The 23,978-nt window shown below is 68.0% G+C and carries 22 protein-coding genes; 12 read left to right on the top strand and 10 right to left on the bottom strand.

The window, feature by feature from the left end; translation table 11 throughout:
- Position 1: 1 nt before the first annotated feature.
- From ACFUTX_RS00330 to ACFUTX_RS00320, 3 genes are read right to left on the bottom strand one after another with little or no spacing between them, the layout of a single operon-like run.
- Complete coding sequence (locus ACFUTX_RS00330) at positions 2–919, bottom strand: carbohydrate ABC transporter permease (protein WP_378860209.1); 918 nt, start codon at positions 917–919, stop codon at positions 2–4.
- Positions 906–1,832 (bottom strand): carbohydrate ABC transporter permease, encoded by a 927-nt coding sequence (locus ACFUTX_RS00325; protein WP_378860208.1) that lies wholly within the window; start codon positions 1,830–1,832, stop codon positions 906–908. The genes ACFUTX_RS00330 and ACFUTX_RS00325 overlap by 14 nt, the downstream gene beginning before the upstream one ends.
- 42 nt (positions 1,833–1,874) lie before the next feature.
- Complete coding sequence (locus ACFUTX_RS00320; protein WP_378860207.1) at positions 1,875–3,245, bottom strand: ABC transporter substrate-binding protein; 1,371 nt, start codon at positions 3,243–3,245, stop codon at positions 1,875–1,877.
- Between the two features lie 150 nt (positions 3,246–3,395).
- Here ACFUTX_RS00320 and ACFUTX_RS00315 point away from each other — a divergent pair, with 150 nt between their 5' ends.
- From ACFUTX_RS00315 to ACFUTX_RS00295, 5 genes are read left to right on the top strand one after another with little or no spacing between them, the layout of a single operon-like run.
- On the top strand, positions 3,396–4,418 hold the full coding sequence (locus tag ACFUTX_RS00315; RefSeq protein ID WP_378860206.1) for a zinc-binding dehydrogenase: 1,023 nt from the start codon (positions 3,396–3,398) through the stop codon (positions 4,416–4,418).
- Complete coding sequence (locus ACFUTX_RS00310; protein ID WP_378860205.1) at positions 4,415–5,173, top strand: SDR family oxidoreductase; 759 nt, start codon at positions 4,415–4,417, stop codon at positions 5,171–5,173. The genes ACFUTX_RS00315 and ACFUTX_RS00310 overlap by 4 nt, the downstream gene beginning before the upstream one ends.
- Positions 5,170–5,823, top strand: a complete 654-nt coding sequence (locus tag ACFUTX_RS00305; protein ID WP_378860204.1) for a bifunctional 4-hydroxy-2-oxoglutarate aldolase/2-dehydro-3-deoxy-phosphogluconate aldolase — start codon at positions 5,170–5,172, stop codon at positions 5,821–5,823. Before ACFUTX_RS00310 ends, ACFUTX_RS00305 begins: the two co-directional genes overlap by 4 nt.
- Positions 5,820–6,773, top strand: a complete 954-nt coding sequence (locus tag ACFUTX_RS00300) for a sugar kinase (protein ID WP_378860203.1) — start codon at positions 5,820–5,822, stop codon at positions 6,771–6,773. The genes ACFUTX_RS00305 and ACFUTX_RS00300 overlap by 4 nt, the downstream gene beginning before the upstream one ends.
- A 35-nt stretch (positions 6,774–6,808) precedes the next feature.
- A complete protein-coding gene (locus tag ACFUTX_RS00295; RefSeq protein ID WP_378860202.1) occupies positions 6,809–7,666 on the top strand; it encodes an amidohydrolase family protein in 858 nt (285 codons plus the stop codon).
- Positions 7,667–7,758: 92 nt separating this feature from the next.
- Here ACFUTX_RS00295 and ACFUTX_RS00290 read toward each other — a convergent pair whose 3' ends face one another.
- Entirely contained in the window at positions 7,759–10,206 is a 2,448-nt protein-coding gene (locus ACFUTX_RS00290; protein ID WP_378860201.1) for a right-handed parallel beta-helix repeat-containing protein, read from the bottom strand.
- A 712-nt stretch (positions 10,207–10,918) separates the two neighbouring features.
- Here ACFUTX_RS00290 and ACFUTX_RS00285 point away from each other — a divergent pair.
- Positions 10,919–12,055, top strand: a complete 1,137-nt coding sequence (locus tag ACFUTX_RS00285) for an L-dopachrome tautomerase-related protein (protein WP_378860200.1) — start codon at positions 10,919–10,921, stop codon at positions 12,053–12,055.
- A gap of 4 nt (positions 12,056–12,059) precedes the next feature.
- Here ACFUTX_RS00285 and ACFUTX_RS00280 read toward each other — a convergent pair whose 3' ends face one another.
- Genes ACFUTX_RS00280 through ACFUTX_RS00270 form a run of 3 tightly spaced genes read right to left on the bottom strand, consistent with a single transcriptional unit; the run spans position 12,060 to position 14,718 of the window.
- Positions 12,060–12,680: a TetR/AcrR family transcriptional regulator gene (locus ACFUTX_RS00280; protein WP_378860199.1), complete on the bottom strand. Its 621-nt coding sequence runs from the start codon at positions 12,678–12,680 to the stop codon at positions 12,060–12,062.
- 17 nt (positions 12,681–12,697) lie between these two features.
- Positions 12,698–13,996, bottom strand: coding sequence for an ABC transporter permease (locus ACFUTX_RS00275; RefSeq protein ID WP_378860198.1), 1,299 nt, complete (start codon positions 13,994–13,996; stop codon positions 12,698–12,700).
- Entirely contained in the window at positions 13,993–14,718 is a 726-nt protein-coding gene (locus ACFUTX_RS00270; RefSeq protein ID WP_378860197.1) for an ABC transporter ATP-binding protein, read from the bottom strand. Before ACFUTX_RS00270 ends, ACFUTX_RS00275 begins: the two co-directional genes overlap by 4 nt.
- A gap of 111 nt (positions 14,719–14,829) precedes the next feature.
- On the opposite strand from ACFUTX_RS00270, the gene ACFUTX_RS00265 reads away from it, so the two are divergent.
- Complete coding sequence (locus ACFUTX_RS00265; protein ID WP_378860196.1) at positions 14,830–15,150, top strand: hypothetical protein; 321 nt, start codon at positions 14,830–14,832, stop codon at positions 15,148–15,150.
- 99 nt (positions 15,151–15,249) lie between these two features.
- On the opposite strand, the gene ACFUTX_RS00260 is transcribed toward ACFUTX_RS00265, so the two are convergent.
- The 3 genes from ACFUTX_RS00260 to ACFUTX_RS00250 are packed head-to-tail and all read right to left on the bottom strand — an operon-like array spanning position 15,250 to position 19,031.
- The gene (locus ACFUTX_RS00260; protein ID WP_378860195.1) at positions 15,250–16,134 is read right to left on the bottom strand and encodes a phytanoyl-CoA dioxygenase family protein; all 885 of its coding nucleotides are present in this window, start codon (positions 16,132–16,134) and stop codon (positions 15,250–15,252) included.
- 2 nt (positions 16,135–16,136) lie between these two features.
- Entirely contained in the window at positions 16,137–17,984 is a 1,848-nt protein-coding gene (locus tag ACFUTX_RS00255) for a glycoside hydrolase family 2 protein (RefSeq protein ID WP_378860194.1), read from the bottom strand.
- Positions 17,985–18,026: 42 nt separating this feature from the next.
- Positions 18,027–19,031 carry a LacI family DNA-binding transcriptional regulator gene (locus tag ACFUTX_RS00250; protein ID WP_378860193.1) on the bottom strand — a complete coding sequence of 335 codons (1,005 nt, stop codon included), beginning with the start codon at positions 19,029–19,031 and terminating at the stop codon, positions 18,027–18,029.
- A 142-nt stretch (positions 19,032–19,173) separates the two neighbouring features.
- Between ACFUTX_RS00250 and ACFUTX_RS00245 the strand changes: the two genes are divergently transcribed.
- The 5 genes from ACFUTX_RS00245 (at position 19,174) to ACFUTX_RS00225 (ending at position 23,944) form a co-directional block, all read left to right on the top strand.
- A complete protein-coding gene (locus ACFUTX_RS00245) occupies positions 19,174–20,484 on the top strand; it encodes an ABC transporter substrate-binding protein (RefSeq protein ID WP_378860192.1) in 1,311 nt (436 codons plus the stop codon).
- The gene (locus ACFUTX_RS00240) at positions 20,477–21,457 is read left to right on the top strand and encodes a carbohydrate ABC transporter permease (protein WP_378860191.1); all 981 of its coding nucleotides are present in this window, start codon (positions 20,477–20,479) and stop codon (positions 21,455–21,457) included. Before ACFUTX_RS00245 ends, ACFUTX_RS00240 begins: the two co-directional genes overlap by 8 nt.
- Positions 21,454–22,368: a carbohydrate ABC transporter permease gene (locus ACFUTX_RS00235; RefSeq protein WP_378860190.1), complete on the top strand. Its 915-nt coding sequence runs from the start codon at positions 21,454–21,456 to the stop codon at positions 22,366–22,368. Before ACFUTX_RS00240 ends, ACFUTX_RS00235 begins: the two co-directional genes overlap by 4 nt.
- A 193-nt stretch (positions 22,369–22,561) precedes the next feature.
- Complete coding sequence (locus ACFUTX_RS00230; RefSeq protein ID WP_378860189.1) at positions 22,562–23,605, top strand: CorA family divalent cation transporter; 1,044 nt, start codon at positions 22,562–22,564, stop codon at positions 23,603–23,605.
- Between the two features lie 96 nt (positions 23,606–23,701).
- Positions 23,702–23,944 (top strand): hypothetical protein, encoded by a 243-nt coding sequence (locus ACFUTX_RS00225; RefSeq protein ID WP_378860188.1) that lies wholly within the window; start codon positions 23,702–23,704, stop codon positions 23,942–23,944.
- Positions 23,945–23,978 lie beyond the last annotated feature (34 nt).

The following is a 23,978-nucleotide window of genomic DNA, read 5'->3' as shown; positions in this document are numbered from 1 at the left end:
CTCATCCCTTCGTGCCCCCGGCCGTCATGCCCTCGACGAGGAACCGCTGCGAGAACAGGAAGATGATCAGCACCGGGGCGACCGACACGATCGTGGCGAGAGCGAGGGTCGGAAGCTCAATCGTCACCGATCCCGCGGACGTCGGGTTGAAGAGCGGCACGTTCGAGAGCAACTCCGCCAATCCCACCTGGATCGGCGCCCGTCGACCGGGGACCATCACGAACGGCAGGAAGTAGTTGTTCCAGTTGCCGACGAAGTTGAAGAAGCCGACCAGGGCGATCACGGGCGCTGCCAGTGGCATCGCGACGCCCCAGAACACGCGGAACTCGCTCGCGCCGTCGATGCGGGCCGCGTCGAGCAGGTCGCGCGATACGCTGGTCGAGAAGTAGATGTAAGCGAGGTACACCCCGAACGGGAAGAAGGAGAACGGCAGGATCACCGCGAGCGGGTTGCCGATGAGGCGCACCGCACTCAGCTCGAGGAAGATCGGCAGCACCAGCGCTGTGTTCGGGATCAGCATGACGACGAGCGTCACGATCAGCAGTGTGCGACGCAGCTTGAAGTCGACGAGTGCGAGCGCATATCCGGCGGGGATGCTGACGACCAGAGTCAGCACGAGCGCGGCGCCGGTGTAGAAGGCGGCGTTGGCGAGCCAGGTCCAGACGATGCCGTTCTGAAACTCGGAGAGGGCCTGGAAGTTCTCGGCCAGCGTGCCGAGCGAGCCGAACGAGAACGGGTTGTCGGTCAGGAGCGCCAGCGGCGACTTCGTCGGCGCGAGAAGCAGCCACACGAGCGGCAGGGCGAAGAACACCACGAAGAAGGCGAGGAGGACGACGACCAGCGCGCGGGTGACCCAGCGGCGCGGAGTCATCGCCGAGGAGCGAGCGGCCGGACGCACCGCGAGGCTATTCGCGTTCAAAGAGACCTCCACGGAAGACGAAGAATGCGGCCAGCCCGAGTGCGACGACGAGCAGGAGGAGCGAGATCGCGGCCGAGCCGCTGAAGTCGTTCTGCCGGAACGCGTAGAGGTACGCCAGCTGGTTGAGCGAATAGTCGGCCGGAACGACGCCCTTGCTCGCCTGCGACAACACGCGAGGCTCGACGAAGAGCTGGGTTCCGGCGGCGAGCGTCATGATGCCCATGTACGAGATCCACTTCCGCATGAGCGGGAGTTGGATGCGCCACGCGGTCTGGACGGCGTTGGCGCCGTCGACACGCGCCGCCTCGATCACCTCCGGACTGATGTTGTTGAGCGCGCCGTACATGATGACGATCCAGCCGCCGGCGCCCGTCCAGAAGGCGATGACCGTGAAGATCACGGGCAGGTTCTCGATCGACACGGTCTGCACGAAGGTCTCGAAGCCGAACGCCCGCAGGACGAACGAGACGGGGCTGACGGACGGGTCGAGCAGGAACAGCCACAGCATCACGCTCGAAGCGCCGGCGAGCGCCCCGGGGATGTAGTAGACGAAGCGGGTGGATGCCGAGAGCCACCGCTGGCCGAGCGAGTGCACGACCAACGCGAGGAGCACGACGAAGACCGTCTGCAGCGTCAGCCAGATCACGACGTAGATCGCGACGTGCTGGACGGCCGGCCAGAACCGGTAGTCCTGGAACACCTTGACGAAGTTGTCGAAGCCGACGAAGGCGCCCGAGTCGGTGAACGCGAGGAAGATCGCGTAGAGGGTGGGGAGGACTCCGAAGAGGATGAGCAGCACGGTGTAGCCGCTGCTGAAGACGTATCCCATCGCGGCCTGACCGCGACGGGGAGTGCGGGCGCGCGCCACGTCCCGCCGCCGACCCTCGTCAGGGCCGACGGCGGGAGGCGCCATCGTGGGAGTAGCGATGAGAGGTTCCTTCTCTTGATGAGGGGATCAGTCGACGGTGTAGCCCTGGACCTGGGCTTCGTTCTCCATCTCCTGCTGCCACTCGGGCACCACGGACTCGACGGTCTCGCCGGCGGCGAGGGCCGGGAGGACGATCTTCGAGTAGGCCGTCTCCGCGCTGAAGCTCGGGTATCCCCATCCGCTCCACACCTGACCGGCCGCGTCGACGACGGTCTGCTCGAAGTCCCCGACGAAGTAGCCGTCGCTCGCTTGGTTGGCGATCCATTTCTCCGCGGCCGCCTGGTAGGCGGGATAGCCGGGCGCGAGTTCGACCTGATACTCGTCGGAGCTCGTTACGAACTCCATGAAGGTCTTCGTGGCGTCGAGGTTGCGGGAGTGGCTCGATGCGAGCCACGTGCCGCCACCGACGTTGCCGGTGCCGATCTCCTCGCCCTCCCAGTGCAGCGGCGTGCCGGCGCCGAGCTGGCCGGCCGGGACGTTGAGGCTGTCGGGGTTCTGGAAGATCGCGCCCGTGAACCAGACCGGGCCCGGCATTCCGAGCACCTTGCCCGTGTACTTCTGCACGAAGTCGGCGCCGAAGACGCTGTCGGTCGCAAGGGTTCCGTTGGCGACCATGTGATCGATGAGCTCGGTCATCTTCTGCGAGTTCTCCGCCTCGAAGTCGCTGCTGAACGTGTCGCCCTCGACCTGGAAGACCGGCGCCTGGGCACCCCAGTAGTAGACCATCATGCCGAGGAAGGCGTCTCCCACAGAGCCGAGGATGTATCCCGGATGCTCCTCCGCGAGCGTGTCGCTGAGGTCGCGGTACTCCTCCCACGTGGTGGGGATCTCGTACCCGAACTCGTCGAACAGCGATTGGTCGTACCAGAACACGGACTGCGCGAGGTCGTTGCGCAGGCCGTAGACGGTGCCGTCGACGGTCAGAGGATCGAGCGAGCCGGGCGTGAATCCATCGAGGAACTCTTGGTCGAACCAGCCTTTGTTCACCGGTGCGGCGAAGGGCTGAACGCCCGCATTCTCGCGGGACGCCCACGACGCATCGTTGTTCTGCGTGGAGAAGACGACGTCAGGCCACCCTTCGCCGGCCTGGTCGAACAGAGCGATCCTCGTCTGCAGGCTGGCCGAGCCGCTCGCGTTCCCGTCGTATGTCTCGACGTTGACTTCGATGTCGGGGTGGGCGGCGCGGAAGGCCTCCACCGCGGGCTCACGGGAGGCGTCCACCCAGACGGTGATCGCGCTGTCCGGATCCTGCTCTGCCGGAGTGAAGCCGAGTTCGGTGGTGCCCCCTCCTCCGCTCGTTCCGCCGGAGCAGGCGGTGAGCGCGACCACCGCGACCACGGATGTGGCGAGCGTGAGTGATCGAGCGAGGCGAGAGAAGCGGCGGCGCTGTGAAGCCATTTCGCGTCCTATCTTGTCGACGTCGTTGACGACCGGTCGCCGGGTGACGACTGCCTCGGCTAGTAGATCATACATGTGATCTATTAGCAATCTTTCTTCGCGACCGCTGCGCGGGTAGAATTCATATGACGTCATACCCATTGGAGAGTCATGCGTACACTGCAGTACACCGCGCCGCGGACCCTTGTCGTCGCGGACGCCGAGGCGCCCGCACCCCGGCCCGGAGAGGTACAGGTCGGAGTCTCGTACGCCGGACTGTGCGGTACCGACCTTCATATCTTTCACGGCGATATGGACTCCCGGGTCGAGAGACCGCTCGTCTTCGGACACGAGATGAGCGGCATCCTCACCGCCGTCGGCTCCGACGCGGACGGCTGGGAGGTCGGAGATCGGGTCACCGTGATGCCTCTCGCATGGGACGGGGTGTGCCCGGCGTGCCGCGCGGGAAACGAGCACATCTGCCAGAACCTCGACTTCATCGGGATCGACTCCCCCGGCGCGCTCCAGGAGCGGTGGAACGTCCCGGCGTCGACGCTCGTGCGGCTGCCGGAATCGATGCCGCTCGATGTCGCGGCCCTGGTCGAACCGGTGGCCGTCGCCGTGCACGACGTGCGCCGTTCGGAACTCGTGGTCGGCGATCGAGTGGTCGTGATCGGGGGTGGCCCCATCGGGGTGCTCATCGCAAGTGTGGCCCGTCATTCCGGAGCCGACGTCGCGGTGATCGAGGTCGACGAGCGCCGGCGCGCGCAGATCTCCGGACTCGGTTTCGCGACCATCGACCCGCGCACGACCGACCAGGCGGCATGGGTGGAGGAATGGACCGAGGGCGCGGGCGCCGATGTCGTCTTCGAGGTGTCCGGCGCTGCGGCCGCCGTCGCCGGGGCGACCGGACTCGCGAAGGTCCGGGGAACGATCGTGGTGGTCGCGATCCACTCGCAGCCGCGAGAGGTCGACCTGCAGCGCGTCTTCTGGCGCGAGTTGCGCATCCTCGGAGCGCGCGTCTACCGCCGCGAGGACTTCGAGCGTGCGGTCGAGCTCCTCGAGGAGGGTGCGATCCCGACGCAGTCCGTCATCACGCGGATCGTCGATCTCGACAGCGCACAGGAGGCGTTCGCCGACCTCGAGAGCGGCCGCGCCATGAAGGTCCTGGTACGGGTGGGGGATGCCGCGTGAGCTCCGGCGTCTTCGACCTCACCGGCACGACCGCCGTCGTGACCGGCGCGAGCCGGGGCATCGGGCGGGCCATGGCCGAGGCCCTCGCGGAAGCGGGTGCGGACATCATCGGCGTGAGCGCGAGTCTCGCCCCGGGCAGTGACGTGCAGGCATCCGTGGAAGCCACCGGGCGGGCGTTCGAAGCCGTTTCGTGCGACTTCTCCGACGCGGCGGCGGTCGAGGAACTCGGCAAGCGCCTCGCCGCCCGTCAGCCCCACATTCTCGTCAACAACGCCGGAACGATCGAACGTGCCCCCGCCGCCGCACACCCACGTGCGTCCTGGGACCGCGTGCTTCAGGTGAACCTCTCGAGCCAGTTCGCACTCAGCCAGGCCGTCGGCACTTCCATGCTCGAGCGAGGACGGGGAAAGATCATCTTCACCGCGTCGCTCCTCAGCTTCCAGGGTGGGATCAACGTCCCGGGGTACGCGGCGGCCAAGTCGGGCATCGCCGGACTGACGAAGGCGCTCGCGAACGAATGGGCCTCGCGGGGCGTGAATGTGAACGCCATCGCGCCGGGCTACATCGCGACAGACAACACCGCGGCGCTCCGGGCCGACGAGGAACGCTCGCGCAGCATCCTCGAGCGGATCCCGGCAGGGCGCTGGGGGCGAGCCGAGGATCTCGCAGGCGCGACGGTCTTCCTCGCTTCGCGCGCTTCCGACTATGTCAACGGCATCGTGCTGCCCGTGGACGGCGGATGGCTCGGGCGATGAACATCGGTCTGCCGGAGACGTCGCCCCTCATACCCGTCGTCGTCATCGACGACGCCGCGGACGCACCCGCGGTCGCGGCGGCGCTGATCCGCGGCGGCATCCACTGTGCTGAGATCACCTTGCGCACGGCGGTCGGGCTCGAAGCCATACGCGCGGTCGCGACAGAGATCGAGCCCGGCTTCCTCGTCGGAGCGGGCACCGTGCTGGACGTCGATCAGTGCGATGCCGCGGTCGATGCGGGTGCTTCGTTCGTGGTGAGCCCCGGTCTCGACCCCGCGATCGTCGAGCGAGCGCGTGACCGCGGCATCCCGGTGCTTCCCGGCGTCGCCACCGCGACGGAGGTTCAGCACGCGCGCCGGCTGGGCCTGCACGCCGTCAAGTTCTTCCCCGCCGACCGCCTTGGTGGCCTGGCGACGGTCGAGGCGCTGGCGGCTCCTTTCGCCGACATGGGGTTCGTCCCGTCGGGCGGGGTGACGGCCGCGAACCTCGGCGACTATCTTGCGCATCCGGCCGTCCCCGCCGTGAGCGGAAGCTGGATGGTCGCCCGCTCCCTCATCGCACGCCGGGACTTCGACCGGATCGAGGCACTCAGTCGCGAGGCGGTGGCGATCGCGGCATCCGCCCCACGCGTTCGGGGAGATGGACGATGACGGAGGGAAACGGCGGACTGGTCACCCTCGGCGAGACGATGGGTCTCTTCCGGCCGTCAGGGATCGGCCCCGGCGAGCTCGTCGACACCTACCACCTCACGACGGGAGGAGCAGAGAGCAACGTGGCGATCGGTGTCTCCCGGCTCGGCGGGACCGCCCGGTGGATCGGCCGGGTGGGGCGGGATGCCGCCGGGCGGAAGGTGCTTCGCGAGCTGCGCGCCGAATCGGTCGCGGTGCGCGCGGTGGTCGACCCCGGCGCGGGGACGGGTCTCATGGTGAAGGAGCAAAGGCTCCCCGGCGTATCGGCGGTGCAGTACGCGCGCAGGGACAGCGCCGGCAGTCGGCTGTCACCGGACGACATCGACCCGTCCGACATCACGCAGGCGTCCGTGCTGCACCTCACCGGCATCACACCCGCACTCTCGGAATCGGCGGCCGCGGCGGTCGACCGGGCGATCGACATGGCGCACGAGTCCGATGTGCTGGTCTCCTTCGACGTGAATCATCGACCCTCCCTTCACCGTGAAGGCGACCCGGCCGCGGTCTACCGGCGCCTCGTCGCGCGCGCCTCGATCGTCTTCGCGAGCGAGGACGAGGCATCCGTCGTCGTGGGCAGCGGTGACCCGCGCACCCTGGCCGCACGCCTCGCCGACCTCGGCCCACACACCGTCGTCATCAAGCGCGGCGCGGAGGGGGCGGTCGCTCTGCATGACGGCGAGTTCTTCGAGCGCGCCGCCGTCGAGGTCCCCGTGATCGACACCGTGGGGGCCGGCGACGCGTTCGTCGCGGGCTACCTCGCCGAGAGGATGACAGGCCGCGGCCCGCGGGACTGCCTCGAACTCGCCGTGCGCGCGGGGGCCTTCGCGTGCCTCGCACCCGGAGACTGGGACGGGTACGCCCGCCGCGATGAGCTCGGACTTCTCGACTCGGTCGACCCCGTCACCCGCTGAGTCACCGCGACGCACCACCCAAGGGACTGCAACACATGATGCTCGTCGATTCACACGTCCACGTGTGGGACCCCGCCCAGCTCGACTACGCCTGGCTGCCCGGCACCGGTCTCGACCGTGCCATGCTGCCCGGCCAGGTCGACCGCGCCGACCGTGAGGGACCGGTCCAGATGATCTTCGTGCAGGCGTCCGACGGCGACCCGCTGGCCGAGGCACGATGGATCGACCGGCTCGACTGGCCGGAGCTGATCGGGATCGTCGCCGGCGCGGACCTCACGCGAACGCCGGAGGAGATCAGTGAGTATCTCTCGGCCCTGGCCCGGATCCCCCGGGTCGTCGGGGTGCGGCACTTGCTGCAGGACACCGACGTCTCGGAGTTCGGGGAGTTGCGCGACGGGCTGCGCCATCTGGCGGAGCGAGGCGGCACATTCGACGCCTGCGTGCGCCACGCCCAGCTGCCCGCTCTCGTGGATCTGCTCGACGCGGTGCCCGACCTCACCGTCGTCCTCGACCACCTGGGCAAGCCCCCGGTCGACGAGGGGCTCGCCAGCCCGGACGGGAGACGGTGGTCAGAGCAGATCGGCGTCCTCGCCGCTCGGCCGCGCACGTACGTCAAGCTGTCCGGGCTCGCCCCCGAGTCCGCGGATCCGACGACATTCGACGCGCACGCGGACGCCTTCATCGAACGCGGGCTCGAGGCTTTCGGTGCGCGGCGGTCCATGATCGGGAGCGACTGGCCCATCAGCACGCACTTCGGCGTTGGCGGGCCTTTCTCGGCCTGGGCGGATCGGGTTCGCCGAGTCGCCGGCGCGGATGACTGGCCGCTCGTGTCCGGCGTCGCCGCCCGTGAGGCCTACCTTCCGGGCGGTGTCTCGGCTCTTCGCGCGACCTGAGCCGCGACGACGCCTGCGCTCCACGCGTTCCCCGCGAACGACGCCCCCTCCTCAGTCTGTCGAGGAGGGGGCGTCGTCGCCGGTGGGTGAGATCAGCGCGAAGCTTCGACCGAGAAGTCGCTGAACACGTTGATCCGCGAGAGGTTGCGGTCGTGCGACGTCGAGAACATGCCGCCGTCCTGCACCGCCTCCGCTCCCGTGAGGGTCACCGTCGATCCGACCTGCGCGTAGTTCGCCCCGTCGACCGAGTAGAACGCGCTCACCTTGTCGCCGAGGCGCTCGAGCTTGACCCAGATCGGACGGAACGTGTTGACGTTCGCCGACGCGGAGCTCTCGACGAAGCCGTCGCCGTTGGCATCCCAGTGGAATGCGACCCCGTTGCGGGGGGTCACCGCGACGACGGCGTAGCCGGCGGAGGAGCCGGCGGCCTCGATGTCGTTGCGGATCATGACGCCCGACTTCGCCCAGGCGTTGGAGTCGCCGACGATGTCGACCCGCGCCGAGACGCTCGATTCAGCGGTGACGGCGTCCTTCTGGAAGATGGCGCCGTACTGGTCGTCGCGCTGTCCGCCGCCTCCCCACACGTCCGCGCCGGCCGCGCGGATGCCGAAGTGGTCGCCGGACTGGGCGAAGTAGCTGCTCACCGCAGACGCACCCGTCGTCGAGAACGGAGCGGCGACAGGATCGCCGGTGGCGCCGCACTCCGGCTTCTCTGAGAAGAAGTTGCCGTTGAGGACCGTCCGATGCTCGGGCGCGACACCCGCCTCGCAGATGACCTCGAGTGCGGCAGCGGGCCAGTTGGTTCCCGTCACCTGCACATTGCCGACGAGCTGGTTGCGGTTCTGCGTGGCGTTGGGGATCTGCGCGCCGCCCGAGTTGTACCAGTTCTCACGGATGAGGTTGTCGCTCGTGTTCGTCGCACCGTAGGCGTTGGTGAACACCCACGGGTTGGTGCCCTGGAGCACGTTGTTCTGGTACGTGGTCGAACGCGTGCCCTCGTCCAGGTACAGCCCGACCCCTGACACGTTGTACAGGTAGTTTCGCTCCGTCACGGATCCCGGGCTCGCCGACAGGTTGTAGATGGATCCGCCGTCGGCGAACTGCGACTTGGTGTTGCGCACGAGGTTGCCGGTCACCGCGTTGTCCTTGAGCGTCGTCGGGGTCTCGTAGCGGGTGTTCCAGTTGTAGTAGCCCCGGTTCGTGTACTCGCCCGAGCCCCCCGCGTCGTTCATGCCCCATCCGTAGCCGGTGTCGATGCCGTCGTAGGCGACGTTGGCGACCTCGTTGTGCAGGATCCGGGCGTTGGTGACGTACGTGCTCAGGATGCCGGAGTTGTCCTTGTACTCGACCGCGGCGCGGGTGACGGTGTTGTGCTCGATGAGGATGTCGCGGTTGATCATCCGGGGATCGCTCGGGTGGTGGGCATCCGGGCGATTCCCTCCGACGAACACGCCGTGGCCACCGAGCTCGGTGAAGCGGTTGCCGACCACCTTGATGTCGCTCGCTCCGAGTCCCACGCCGCTGAGCGCCGCGTTGGAGTCGTTGCCGATGCCCAGAGCCGAGGACCCGAGGGTCGTGAACAGGTTTCCGACGAACGACACTCCGGATGCGGCCGAGACCTGCACGGCAGCGGGCTGCTGGTACCAGCTCGTCCGGGCACGTTCGAACTGTTCGCATCCGCGGGAGCATGACGTGAAGGCGTCCGCGGGACGGTACTCGTAGTCATCCTTGATGTACGAGCCGTTCTGCTGCGTCGCGTACCCGTGCGACGTGGGCCCGAGCCACGATGTGCCCGTGAACGTGATGCCTTCGAACTCGAGGTTCTGCAGCGGCTCGTCGTAGGTGCCACCGATGCTCAGAAGCGCCTCGGTGCGGGGCAGCTGCACGTCCAGCGTGTTCGGGTCGACCCCCGCGCCCGGCTTGTAGTACAGCTTTCCGGCGCCCGGATCGATGTACCACTCGTTCATGGCGTCGAGGAAGGCGAGCGAGTTCGAGAACCAGAACGTCGATCCGCCGAGCAGGGCGTACTGCGGGGTGTCCCAACCCCAGGTGTTGTTCTCCCACGCCGGCTGCGTCATGGTCACGAGGTTGTTGGAGATGGACTCCACCGGGGAGTAGCGGTAAGTGAAGTCGCCCTTGCTCTCGAACTCGATGCGGTCCCGGTCGGGGAGCGTGTTCATGAAGGCCAGATTCGGGTTCTTCAGCGCGATGCCATCGGCGCTGAGCGTCACATCCGACGTGGCGATCTGTCGCTGGGCCCGCTGCGCGTACACGCCGTTGACGTACAGCTGACGGGTGTCGAGACCTTGGGGGGTGTCAGCGACCCAGATCCCGGACGAGGCGTCGTGGACTCGCCAGCCCGACACCGGCTGCGAGCCGGAGATGACGGGCTCCGCCCCGTCGGCCGCGACCCAGCGAACCAGCCCGCGGTCGCCGCCTGCGTCTTCCGGCCGGAACTCGAGCGGCTCGTCGATGCGGTAGACGCCGTCGGCGAGCTCGACGGTGACCCGCGAGGCCGGCCCGGTGGGAAGCTTGCGCACCCGCTCCTTCGCGGTGGCGAGATCACAGGGCCGGGGAGCAGAGCACGCAGGTCCGGACCCTTCTGGTGAGACGTACAGGGTTCTTGTGGCCGCGTGAGCGGGGGCCGCGACGGCGAGGCTCGCCGCAAGGGCCCCGACCACCGCCAGCGCGGTGCCACGGAGGAAGCTGAGCTTCACGGGGAATCCAATCTGGGGTGAGTTTCCCGCACTCACACGCGCGCTACGACCGATCACGACTCTGTGGAACGGGGCGAGCAGGGCTGCTTCGCCTCTTCATCATATGAATGATGTATGAACTTGGCTAGAGGTTTTGTCGAATCCAGCTCCCGAGGGTTGTGCGACCGGTTCCCGCAACCCCTTGATGTCGCCCTGGCGAAGCCGAGACGCTGAACTCGCGGCGAGGACCGGTGCACCGTGACGCGGACCGCGCGCGATCTGAGGAGGCAGCGGATGTGGGTCGAGTGTTTCGCGGGACGGCCCGTCGCCCGACACCGCGCTCGGCGACGACGCGACGTCGTTCTGCGGCCCGCGGTCGATGTTCGACGCACGGCGCTTCTCGCCGGTGGAGCAGCACGACCGGTGGACCCTCGTCCGGCGGCCCGTGTAGCCGCGATGCGGCGCACGGCATACCGGGAAAGGATGCCGCGTCAAGCCCCGCGCTGAATCGACGGTGGGTCACGTCTCCTGGTGGCACACAAAAGGAGGTCGCACGATGACGAACGGATTCTTCGGTGCCGGTCAGGATGCCGCGAAGGAAAGTGCGGACACCCCACGAGGACGGCTCGAGGTGGTGCACACGTTCGACGACGGGCCCATGCCGACGGGGGTCAGCGTCTCGCATACTGGGCGCATCTTCATCAACTTCCCCAAGTGGGGAGACGACGTCCCGGCCACCGTCGTGGAACTCGTCAACGGGGAGGCGGTGCCGTACCCGAACCGGGCGATCAACCAGCCGGCGAACGACGCCGACCCGGACGCACTCGTCTCGGTGCAGAGCATCGTGGTCGACCCTGCCGACCGGCTGTGGATCCTCGACACCGGCAGCCCGCTGTTCCAGCCGACGACGCACGGCGGACCCAAGCTGGTCGGTGTCGATCTTGCGACCGACGAAGTGTTCCAGACGATCCTCTTCGACCCGGACGTCGCGTTTCCGACCACCTACCTCAACGACGTGCGCTTCGACCTGCGGCAGGGCGAGGGCGGGGTCGCCTACATCACCGACTCCTCGGATCGGGGTCCGAACGGCATCATCGTCGTCGACCTCGCGACGGGCGAATCGTGGCGCAGACTGCACGATGACCCCAGCACCAAGGCGGCCGACCCGTTCGAGATGGTGCCGATGGCCGAGGGTCGTGTGTTCGCGGAGCGCTCCCCCGACCAGCCGCCGAAGCAGGTCACCATGGGATCGGACGGCATCGCGATCTCGAGCGACGGCGAGAGGCTCTGGTACTGCCCGCTGGTCAGCCGGCGTTGGTACTCGGTGTCGACCTCGGCGCTGCGGGACCGATCCGTCACCGACGACGAGGTCGCCGCCACGGTGGTCGATGAGGGCGATAAAGGGGGCGCCGCCGACGGGCTCGAAAGCGACGACCGCGGCCGGCTCTACGCGACGAACTGGGAGCACAACGCGGTCACGAGGCGCCTCCCCGACGGGACGATCGAGACGCTGGTCCACGACGAGCGGATGCTGTGGCCCGACACCATGTCGGTGGCGACGGACGGGCGCCTCTACGTCACCGCAAACCAGCTCCACCGCCAGGCGAAGTACCAGGAGGGCGAGGATCTGCGGGTGTACCCGTACTACCTGTTCCGGTTCGAGATCGACGGCGGTCCCGTGTTGCTGCGCTGAGTGATCAGCCGAGCTTCTCGATCGTGCGGGAGAGGATCACTCCGATCACCGTCGGGTCGACGTCGGGCAGCACGCCCGCGGACGCCTGCTCGGCCCAGTGGTGGCCGATGAAGCGCATCAGACCGGCCACGAGATGCGTGATGAGGGCGGCCTGGGTGCGGAGGGATGCCTCGTCTTCGTCGGGGTACTGCGTGCGCAGCCGGAGCAGGACGATCTCGCGCACCTCGGCTTCGAGCGACTCGATGCGATCGAGCTGACGCGCCATGAGGGCGGGGCTCGAACCGATGGCGCGGATGCGCCGCGACAGGAACTCCGGGTCCGCGACCAGATCGCCGGGGTCGACCCGCACGAGCTGCGCCGCCTCCGCCAGGAGCGGCCCGGTGGAGACGACGAAGCTGCGTGCGGCCCGTTCGTCGATCGTCGGCTGCTCCGCCCCCAGGAGCGCAGCATCCTTCGTCTTGAAGTGATTGAAGAAGGTCCGCTGGCTGACGCCGGCGAGCTCGCAGATCATGTCGACCGTCACGTGGTCGTAGCCGTGTTCGAGCACGAGGTCGGTCGCGGCGCGCTCGATGAGCGCTGCCTTCTCGACGGCGTCTCGGCGACGGTTACGCGCGGGGGTCGACATGATCTGCGGCTCCTTCGTTACTCGTACCGTAGCGACTCGATGGGGTCCTGCCGGGCGGCGCGGCGCGCGGGGAGGACTCCGGAGAGGAACGCGATCAGCATGATGACGAGCACCACGGTGATGACGTTGCCCGGTTCGAAGAGCAGGATCTGCAGCCCCGGCAGCGCCGAGAGAACCGTCTCGCCCGCCGTCGCGGCGATCGCCGATCCGACTCCGATCGCCACGAGGGCGCCGATCGCCGACCCGAGGAAGCCGATCACGACCGCCTCGAGGCTGAAGAGCCCGAAGACCCGGCCGTTCGACATGCCCATCGCCTTCATGAGGCCGATCTCTCGCGTGCGCTCCTGGACGCTCATCAGCAGCGTGTTGACGATGCCGAAGGATGCGGCGATGAGGGCGACCACGGCGAAGGCGCTGAGCACCAGGATGATGCCGTTGATCACCGTCTGCACGACCCCGAGCTGATCCTCGATCGTCTGCCCGGCGAGGTCGGCGTCGGCGAGCTCGTCCTTGACGCGCTGGATCTCTTCGGCGCTGACGGTGTCGCCGTCGTCGTGCTCGAGCTGCGCGACCGCGAGCGGCCACGCCTCGGGCTGGCCGGGCACCGCCTGCGCCTCGGCGATCACGTCGGTGAGCGATGCGTTGGCGCCCGCGCCGGCCGCGAAGAGGCTCTCGCGAGCGATGCCCACGACCGTGGCCTCGACCTGTTGCTCCTGCTGGGCAGCGTCGGTGTACCCGAGCGTCACGGTCTCGCCGATGGCCGCGTCGGCGTCGGCGTATCCGAGCGCGTCGACGAACTCCTCGGGAAGGACGATCTGCTCGTCCGAGGCATCCTGATCCAGCTGCTCGCCGGCGACGAGGTCGCTCTGCCCGATCGACGAGGTCGGGTTGATGTCGATCTCGTAGCGCGTGTCGGAATCCGAATCGGATGCCGCGAGCCAGTCGACCGTCACCTGACTGATGGGATCGACGCGGGTGACGCCGTCGATCTGCTCGATCGTCTCGATGTCGTCTTCGTTGAGGAGCGTGCCGGAGGTCAGCGGGTTGCCCGCGGCACCCTGCTGACGACCGTCGGGGTCGTACTCGGACGGTCCATCGCCGGTGTCGACGCTGGCGGCCGGGCTGACCAGCAGGATGTCGCCGGAGCTCAGCGTGGCGACCTGACGCTCGACGTAGTCGTTGACTCCCGCCCCGAGCGCCGTGGTGAGCGTGAGCGTGAAGGCCCCCACGAAGAGGCTCAGCACGGTGAGCGTGGTGCGCAGCTTGCTGCGGAAGGCGTTGCGGGACGCCATGCGCACGATGTCGGTGGTTCTCATGCCGCCACCTCCGTCCGCTCGACGATGCGGCCGTCGGCGATGGTCACCGAGGAGTCGCATCGCGCCGCGAGGTCGCGGTCGTGCGTGACGACCACGAGAGTGATGCCGCGCTCGCGCTGGAGGCGGAACAGGATCTCTTCCACCTGCGCACCGGTGGCGGTGTCGAGGTTGCCGGTGGGCTCGTCGGCGAAGATCACCGACGGCTCGTTGACGAGGGCGCGCGCGATGACGACGCGCTGCTTCTGACCGCCCGACAGGTCGTTCGCGCGGTTGTTCGCCTTGTCGGCGAGACCGAGCGCGTCGAGCGCCGCCATGGTGCGCTCCTTGCGCTCCTTCGGCGAGAGGCCGGCGATCACGAGCGGAAGGCTCACGTTCTCGAAGACCGTCTGCCCCGCCGTGAGGAAGAACTGCTGGAACACGAACCCGAACGTCTTGTTGCGGAGCGGGTTCAGCTCGCGCGCCCGGAGCCCGGACGCCGCGCGGCCGTCGACTTCGATCTCGCCCGAGGTGGGCCGGTCGAGGAGCGCGAGCAGGTGCATCAGGGTGGACTTGCCCGAGCCGGACTTTCCGACGATCGCGAGCGAGTGACCCCGCTGAACGTCGAGGTCGACCCCGTGCAGTGCCGTGAAGGCAGCCTCGCCCTTTCCGTACGTGCGCGTGAGACCCACCGCGCGGAGAACCGGCGGCGAGGATGCCGGTTCCGGAGTTGTGGACAGTGACATGCCAAGACCTCTCTCGAACGTGGAAGCTACAGTCCCTGCAGACTAACTTACAGCGACTGCAATCACAACTGTTGTCGTGGGCCGCCACGGATGGGGGCTTAGGCTCGACTCATGTTCGGCAGTCCGGCTCCCCTCGAGCACACCTGCGGGTGGTCGCCGAATTACCGCCGCACCGTCGCCAACGACGAGTGCGAGAGATGCCGGGCCGAGGACGAGCTGATCCTCGACACGCAGCGCGCCGATCAGAAGAAGCGCGCCCGCATGTACCGGCCGGCTCGGGCGCGCGCTGTCGACCGTCCCGAGAGCGACGTCGCCGTCACGAGACCGGCGGAGCGGTCGATCGTCCACCGCAGCTCGTTCGTCGCCCCGACGTTCGAGGTCGAACTCGACAGCCCCCACTTGCCGACGATCCCGCCGCGTCGGATCGACTGAGCGGCCGTTCGGTCGGTTCGGAACGGGATGCCGCCACCGGCGCGTCGAGTGCCGCCTGCGCACCGTCGGCGAGGCCTCATCGCCGGTTCGTCGCTCGCGTCAGGCGTCGCCCATCATCAGGCCCTCGATGGAGTGCTTCTGCACGATGGGTTCGAGCTCGTCCACGATCGGGCATGCCAGGTGGGCTCGGACGGTCTCGGGGAGCCGATCGTAGAACTCGCGCGTGACCGCCATGTCGTGGTGCTCGGCGTTGCCGGCCCCCGGCGCATCGATCCCGAGCACCAGAACAGGACGTGCCTGATCGGAGGTGTTCTCGGTTCCGCGATGGATGGTCAGCGCCGACCGGACCGAGACATCTCCCCGCTGCGGGTACTTGCGCACCGCGAGTTCGTGGAAGCGCGGGTAGAGCGAGGCATCCGGGAACATCTCGTGCTCGAAGCCCTCGGGCAGATCCCACTGGGTCGTGGGCGCGATCTCGAACGGACCCATGTCTTCGGTGGTGTCGACGGCCGTGACGTTGAAGGCGAGCGAGGTGAGCCGGCCGGTCTGCCGGGTGGTCTCGGGCATCGGGAAGTCGCGGTGCCAGGGCTGGTCCTTCGCCCCGGGGTTGGGGACGTCGAAGCCCAGCTCGACGATCTGGTAGTCCGGACCGAGGACGGCCTCGCAGACGCCGCGTACCCACGGGTGATCCACCAGGTCGACCCAGCCGCGCATCTGCTGCGGATGGATCTCGACGTAGTGCCGCTGGGTGCCGCGCCCGACCGCGCCGCCGGGGCGACCCAGCGCATCCGCGTAGGCGACTTCGATGTCTTCGCGCAGCCGGTCGGCCCACGCCGCGTCGAACACGCCCTTCTTGCCGTAGATGCCATCGGTGTAGAGCGCGCGGACGGTCGCGGCGATCTCGGGATCGCCCTGCGGGATCTCGGGGACCGCGGGCACGACGCGGGGAACGGAGTCGGTGAGGGGCAGCTTGCTTTCTGACATCGTCACTCCCAGAGTTGCTTCGGGCGCGGGCCCGACATGATGGCGTGCAGCTCCGCGACGGGAAGCTTCGGCACCCGGTCCGCACCGACGAGCCCGTTGGTCTCCTGCAGCGTGTCGGCGAGCTGCGTGTAGCAATAGCCCGCGAGCGCGCTGCTGTCATGCACCGCCGACATCAGCGCGGTGATCCGCGCACGGAATTCGTCGGCGGTCTTGGCGTCGGTGTACCCCCAGGCGTCCTCGGTGCGATGCACGTCGAACGAGATGCCGCCGAACTCGGTGAGCATGACCGGCTTGTCGCTCACATCGCCGCCGAGCACGAGCCTGCGACCGGCGGGACCCACGCCGTGGATCATCTCGTCGATCGCGGCCCGGTCGCGATAACGATCACGCACGATGTCGCCGTCGCCCTCGTAGTCGTGGATCGCGACGATGTCGGTGTCGACCTGCTCCCAGCCGTCGTTCGACACGACCGGGCGGGTCGGGTCGAGAGCCTTCGTCATGTGGATCAGGGAACGGGCGTAATGGAGCTTCCGCGCGTCGTGCGCGATGTGCTGCACTCCCCAGCTCTCGTTGAGCGGCACCCACGTGACGATCGACGGGTGGGAGAAGTCGCGGTGGACCACTTCGAGCCACTCCCGGATGGTGCGTTCCACGGCGGTGGTGGTGAACGTGAAGGTCGCAGGAGCTTCCGACCAGACCATGAGACCCAGCCGATCCGCCCAGTACAGGAAGCGAGGGTCCTCGAACTTCTGATGCAGCCGGGTGGCGTTGAAGCCGAGATCCTTGATCAGCTGCACCTCGTCGCGGAGTGCGTCGCTCGACGGGGCTGCCAGGTGAGAGTCGGGCCAGTACCCCTGATTGAGCACCGCCCGCACGAAGCGCGGACGATCGTTGAGGAGGAAGAGCCGACGGTCGACCGCCGCCGACCGCAGGCCGAGGTAGGACGCCACCGTATCGACGCCGCCGTCTGCGGCCCGCACCACGACGGTCGCGTCGATCAGCCGAGGGTGGTCGGGGGTCCAGAGGAGCTCTTCGTACGCCTGGCCGTTGGACTGGCGAGCGACCGACAGAACCACCTCGAACTCCGCTGTGGTGGTCACCACGCTCGCGCGAGCCAGCAGCGCACCGTCGTAGCGGAGCTCCACGTCCACATCGGCGGGCAGCGCGGGCGCCTCGCTGAGCCCGATCCGGGCGTGCACGCGCGCATGGACGAGGTCGGAGTGCCAGTGCAGCCAGTCCACCGCCAGCCCGGGGACGGATTCCAGCCAGACGGGCTGCCAGATCCCGCTGGTGCGGTGGTACCAGATCACGTGCGGCTGCTCGCGCCAGTCCTGCTTTCCGCGAGGCTGCGCGACGTCGCGCGGGTCGTCCTCGACCCGCACGACCAGGTCGTTGTCCTGCTCGGGGTCGACCGCATGGGTGATGTCGACGGTGAACGGGGTGTGCCCGCCCTCGTGCGCCCCGACCTGGCGGCCGTTCACCCAGACCTCGGCGCGGTAGTCGACCGCGCTGAAGTGCAGCAGCAGCCGGCGCCCGAGGTGGTGGCCGGCCCGGCGGATCTGCTCGGGCGAGATCTCGCGGTGATACCAGAGCACGTGATGGAAGCCTGTGTCGGCGACTCCGGATGCCGTCGATTCGGGCGGAAACGGAACCGTGATGGTCAGCGGCAGCGACGGCTGCCGCTGCCATCCTTCGGTGAGCCCCCGGTTGTCGTCGTCGAACCCGAAGGACCACTCGCCGGTCAGATCCACCCAGTCGGGACGCACCAGCTGCGGTCGGGGATGGCGACCGTCCTGGTCTGTTGCGCGCAGCAGTACGGCACTGTCCTCGATGATCATGCCGATAAGCATGCACCATTTGTCCAGCGCTGCAAAACCCCTTTTTTCGAGATCTCAGCCCGGCGCGCTCTCGCGGGTCAGGAGTTCGTAGTCGATGAGCTCGTGGCGCCCGATCCCCTCGTAGCCGTCGATCCGCTCGAGAAGCATCTCGACGGCGCGACCGGCGAGCTGGTCGAGGTCGGGCGCGATGGTGGTGATGCTCGGGTACGTGACGCGACTGAGCTCGATGTTGTCCCACCCCGTGACCGCCACGTCGTCGGGGATGCGCAGGCCCCGTTCCTGGAGCGCGCGCAGGGCCCCGACGGCAGCGAGATCATCGCGGCAGACCAGCGCGTCGAGCTCGATGCCGGTGTCGAGCGCCCTGCCGACCCCCGCCACCGCGTCGGCAGCCGAGATACTCTCGCTCGGAATCAGCAGAGAAGGGTCGGGGCGGATGCCGTACGACTCGAGTGCCTGCTGGTATCCCATGATCCGCTGCGTCGAGGTCGCCGACAGGGCGGCGCCTTCGTGCCCGGCGAATCCGATGCGGCGGCGGCCCGACGCCAGCAGGTGAGCCGTCACGCGCCGCGCGGCTTCGACATTGTCGACCATGACGCGGTCCAGCGGCAGCGGGGCCGCGCTCTCACCGAGGATCACGATCGGCAGGTCGCCGCGATGCCGCGAGATCTCGGTCGACGACATGATGGCGGGCTGGAACAGGATGCCGTCGACCAGGCCCGCTTCGGAGTTGGAGACCACCGCGCGCTCGCCCTCGAGGGTGCCGTCGGTCTCTTCGAGCAGCACGCGGTAGCCGCGGTCGGCCGCCGCGGCCGAGACCGCGCGCGAGAGCTCGGCGAAGTAGGGGACGGTGACGTTGGAGAAGGCCAGACCCAGCAGGCCGGTGCGGCCCGTCGCGAGCCGCCGGCCCATCATGTTCGGCTTGTAGCCGAGTTCGTCGATCGCCGCCTGGACCTTCTCGCGCATCGCGGGACTGACGTGCTTGTAGCCCCGCACCACGTTGGACACCGTCTTCATCGACACGCCGGCGAGATCCGCCACGTCCTGGAGCCGTACCCCCATGCGCCCACTCTCTGTGTCCGACCTGAGGGAACCCTACACCTTGACACCTCATGTTCAGCGCTGTAAATTCTCGCTCATCAGCCGCCGTCCCCGCGGCTGTCGAGGTCCGGAGCACCGGACGCACTCAAAGGAGAGCAATCGCATGAAGAAGGCATGGGCACGACGCGCACTCGGCGCGAGCATCGCCCTGGCAGTCGGCATCACCGTGAGCGGATGCGCGTCCGGTGGCAACAATGGCGGCGGCGGAGTGTCCGGCGATGGCGAGTACACCGGGCCCGACGTCGAGGTCACGTTCTGGCATGGCTGGACCGGTGGCGCGGCGCCGAAGATCGTCCCCGAACTGGTCGACGAGTTCAATGCCGAGCACGACAACATCACCGTCAAGGCCGTCCCGCAGGAGTGGGGCGACATCGCCGCCAAGATGCCCCTCGCGATCAAGGCCGGCAAGGGGCCCGACGTCGCGGTGCTGCACGGTGACGACTTGGCGACGTACGCGGCTCAGAACCTGCTTCTGAACGCCGACGGCATCGTCGAGGGCCTCGGCTACACGGCCGACGACTTCCCGCCCGGGGTCTACGACAAGGGCAACTACGACGGCGTGCAGTACGCGGTGCCGTGGAGCGTCACGCCGCTCGGCCTCTACGTGAACAAGGAAGTGCTGGCACAGGCCGGCATCACCGACATCCCCACCGATCAGGAGTCCTACCTCGCGGCGCTCGAAGCGCTGAAGGACGTCGGCGTCCAGGGCGAGTGGGTGGACGGCTACGTCTTCACCGGCACGTTCGAGTTCGAGAGCCTCATCTGGCAGTTCGGCGGCGAGCTGTACAACGAGGACGTCACCGAGGCGACCTTCAACTCCGAAGCCGGCGTTGAGGCCCTCACGTGGATGACCGACCTGGTGAAGGACGGCTACAGCCCTGCCAACGTGGCGCAGGACGGCAACATCAAGGCCCTGCTGGCGAACAAGACGGCGTTCAACTGGAACGGCGTCTGGCAGACCACGAACGAGGCGTTCGACGGTCTCGACTGGGCTGCCGCCCCGGTGCCGCAGATCGGCAGCGAGAAGGCCGTCTGGTCGAGCTCCACGCACTGGGTGTTCCCGTCGAACAAGGGCCAGGACGAGAACAAGACCGAGGCCGCAGCGGTGTTCGTCAAGTGGATGAACGACAACTCGCTGGGCTGGGCCGAGACCGGTGAACTGCCGGCCGCGAACAGCGTCCGCGAAGACCCGGCGCTGCTCGAGACCTACCCGAACCTGCAGCCCTTCATGGACGAGCTCGAGTACGCGCGCTATGAGACGGTCGCTCCCGGCATCACCGAGGCGAACGCGCAGATCCAGCTCGCTCTGGCGGATGCCCTGAGCGGCAAGAAGACCCCGCAGAAGGCGCTCGACGACGCGAAGGCGAAAGCCGACCAGATCCTCGAGCAGAACCGGGCGAAGTACGGTGACTGAGACCGCCACCCTGGTCGCCCCCCAGCGTTCGCGCGCTGGGGGGCGGCCCGCCCGCCCCTCGTCCGCGGGCAGGCCCGCCGCGCGCCGCAGGGCGCTGATCGCGTACCTGTTCCTCGCGCCGTTCCTCGTCCTGTTCCTGACCTTCGTGGTCGCGCCGGCGATCTTCGGCCTCTGGATGAGCCTCACGAACTGGAGCCCCTTCCGGGACGTGCAGGACTTCGTCGGACTCCAGAATTACATCGACCTCTTCACGCCGGGCTCGGTGACGTCCGACGACTTCTGGAAGTCGATGGCCGCCACGGGCATCTTCATCGTGGTGAGCGTGCCGTTCCTCGTGGTCATCCCGCTGCTGGTGGCGATGCTGCTGAACCAGCGCATCCGCGCAGCGACCACGTTCCGGACCATCTTCTTCGCCCCCTTCGTCCTGGGCGTGGCCGTGATCGGCGTCATCTGGGGGTACATCCTCGACACCCAGTCCGGCATCCTCAATCACCTGCTCGGCCTCGTCGGGCTGCCGTCCGACATCCCGTGGACCGTCGATACCCCCTGGGTCTGGGTGACGCTCGTGGGAGTGACCGTCTGGTGGACGATGGGCCTCAACACGATCATCTTCCTCGCGGGACTCAAGGGCATCAGCACCGACCTGTACGAGGCGGCATCCATCGACGGAGCAGGCACGTTCCGCAAGTTCACGAGCGTCACACTGCCGGGCCTCCGCCCGGTGATGACGTTCATCACGACGACCACGATCCTCGCGTCCGCGAACATGTTCGGTCAGTCGTACCTGCTCACCAAGGGCGGTCCGAGCAACGAGACCCGCACCGCGATCATGTACATCGCCGACCAGGGCCTGTCGCAGAACAACATGGCTCCCGCCGCCGCGATGAGCTATGTGCTGTTCGCCGCGCTGGCCGTCATCAGCGTGATCAACTTCCGGCTGCAGCGGGAGCGCGTCGAGAAGGGACTGAAATGACCGTGACCTCCATGGCGAGCCTCGACGCGGCCGTCACGCCCCGTGAAGGCGACCTCGATTCCCCGCGGCGTCGTCGGCGGATGCCGGCGCGAAAGGTGTCGGCGCAGGTCGCGCTGTACGTCATCCTTGGCGCGCTCGCGCTCGTCATCATCCTGCCGCTCGTCTGGATGGTCGTCACGTCGTTCAAGACCGACGCCGACGCCATCCGCAACCCGTATTCGCTCCCAGACCCCATCTCGCTCGAGGCGTACAGCACCCCCCTCACCTCGGGTCAGCAGCCCATCTTCCTGTGGCTGTGGAACAGCTTCCTCGCCGCCACCGTCCAGACGGTGCTGATCCTCGTCACCGCGTCGATGGGTGCGTACGCGCTGGCGCGTCTGGAGTTCCCCGGCAAGAAGTTCGTGTTCGGCGCGATCATCGCCACCCTGCTGGTGCCGCCCGTGGTGTTCCTCATCCCGAACTACCTCATCGTGCAGAACCTCGGGTGGCTCGACTCGCTGTGGGCGATCACGGTCCCGGGGGCCGCCGGGGCCTTCGGCATCTTCTTCCTCCGGCAGCTCTTCATCGGCCTGCCGCCCGAGATCGAAGAAGCGGCCCGGATCGACGGGGCCGGCGACATCCGGATCTTCCTGCAGATCGTGCTCCCGCTCGCCAAGCCCGCCCTCGCGACGCTGGCGGTGCTGTCGTTCCTCGGCAACTGGAACGACTTCCTGTGGCCCGTGTACGTGCTGCTCAGCCCCGAGAACCTGACCCTCCAGCCTGGCCTCTCCCAGCTGCAGGGCGCGTACTCGACCCACTTCGCGATCGTCATGGCCGGAGCGGTGATCGCAGCGGTGCCGGTGCTGATCCTGTTCGGCATCGCCCAGAAGCAGATCGTCGAATCCGTCGCAGGCTCCGCCGTGAAGGGATGACCGTCTCGCCATGACAGGCACGGGAGGCGCGGACGGTTCGAGGTCCGCGCCTCCCGTGCGTGCGGGACGCGCCCGAAGCACAGGATCGCTCGCCCAGCAAGCCCCTACGACCCGCCGATCGCGGCTCCCTACCGTCGGGCATCGCCGCCCGCTGTCACGTCCCCCGAAGCGGGTGGCCGCCGAAGGGACAGCCATGCGCGAGAACCCTCATGACCCGCCGGGCGAGCGAGGATCGACGGATGCCGCTGCCGAGGTGATCCGGATCTTCGAGGTGAGCGCACGAGGGGTCGATCCTCTCGAGGGCGGCTCGCTCGACGACGTCCCTGGGCTCCTCGGCGCGCGCGGGGACGAAGACCGGTTCGTCTGGCTGCATATCCTCGAGCCCGTCGAGCGCACCATCGACCGGACGCGCACAATGCTCGGCATCCATCCCACCGCGGTCACCGATGTGCTCTCGCGCCTGCAGCAGCCGAAGGTGCAGACCTTCGACGAGCAGCTGTCCGTCATGCTCTGGAACGTGCTGCACAGACCGGACGACACGCTGGTGCTCGGCGACACGTTCCTCTACATCGGCGACGGATGGCTTCTCACGGTCCAGCGGGCCAACGGCGGTGACCTGGTCGACCTTCCCGAGCTGCTCGGGGGCGCGGCATCCGGTTGCCCCTCCGACACGATGCCCGCAGCGCACCTCATCATGGCGCAGATCGTGGACGGCTATGCCCAGGCGGCCGCGAAGGTCGAGTCGGCGCTGGAGCATCTCGAGGAGCAGGTGTTCCGCGAGGAAGGGGGCGAGGACCACCGGCGGATCTACCGCGTGCGCAAAGACATCGGCCGCATCGACCGTGCCGTCTCGAGCATCACCGCGTCCCTGAACGAGAGCACCCATCATCTCGACTCGATCACCGTGGGCCACGAGCGCATCCTGCCCTACCTGCACGATCTGCTCGACGACGCCGCGGGCACCGCAGCGCTCATCAGCAACCAGAGTCGGGCGGTCGATGCGATCCTCTCGAGTTACGAGCACGCGGTCACGGCGCGTCAGAACCAGGACATGAGGACGATCTCGGCGTTCGCTGCGCTGCTCGCCGTTCCGACCGTCATCGCCGGGCTGTACGGCACGAACTTCGATGACGTCCCGTTGATGCAGTGGCAGTACGGGTGGGCGGCGATCATCGGCGCGATCATCGCGATCGACGCCGTGCTCTGGGTTCTCTTCAAGAAGCGGGGATGGCTGTGACCTGAGCCATCCCCTCGCGTCGCTGCTGCGGTAGAGGCCGCGCCGCACGGGCACAAGCCCCCTCGCGGTCGCGGCCCGCCGACGTACCGTCGTCCCATGGACATCTCAGAGGTCGCATGGAACGAGCCGGCGCGAGCGAAGATCCTGGATGACGCGGATCGCGTCCTGCGGGAGGCGGTCCGCACCGTCGCGCAGAAGAACGGCATCTCGTCGGACGACGCCTTCGCCGAGCTCAACGCCCTGCTGAAGGACCGGTTCATCGACTATCAGCCCGGGCCCGACATCCGCACCTACGCGGATGCGATCGCCGCAGGAGACTTCCGCGACGACGCGGGGTGAGGCATCCCCTCCCCGTGTCTCTGTGACCCGCGCG

It is taken from the genome of Microbacterium sp. NPDC057407 (assembly GCF_042803895.1).
GTDB lineage: Bacteria > Actinomycetota > Actinomycetes > Actinomycetales > Microbacteriaceae > Microbacterium.
This window is presented reverse-complemented; position numbering and strand designations above follow the sequence as displayed.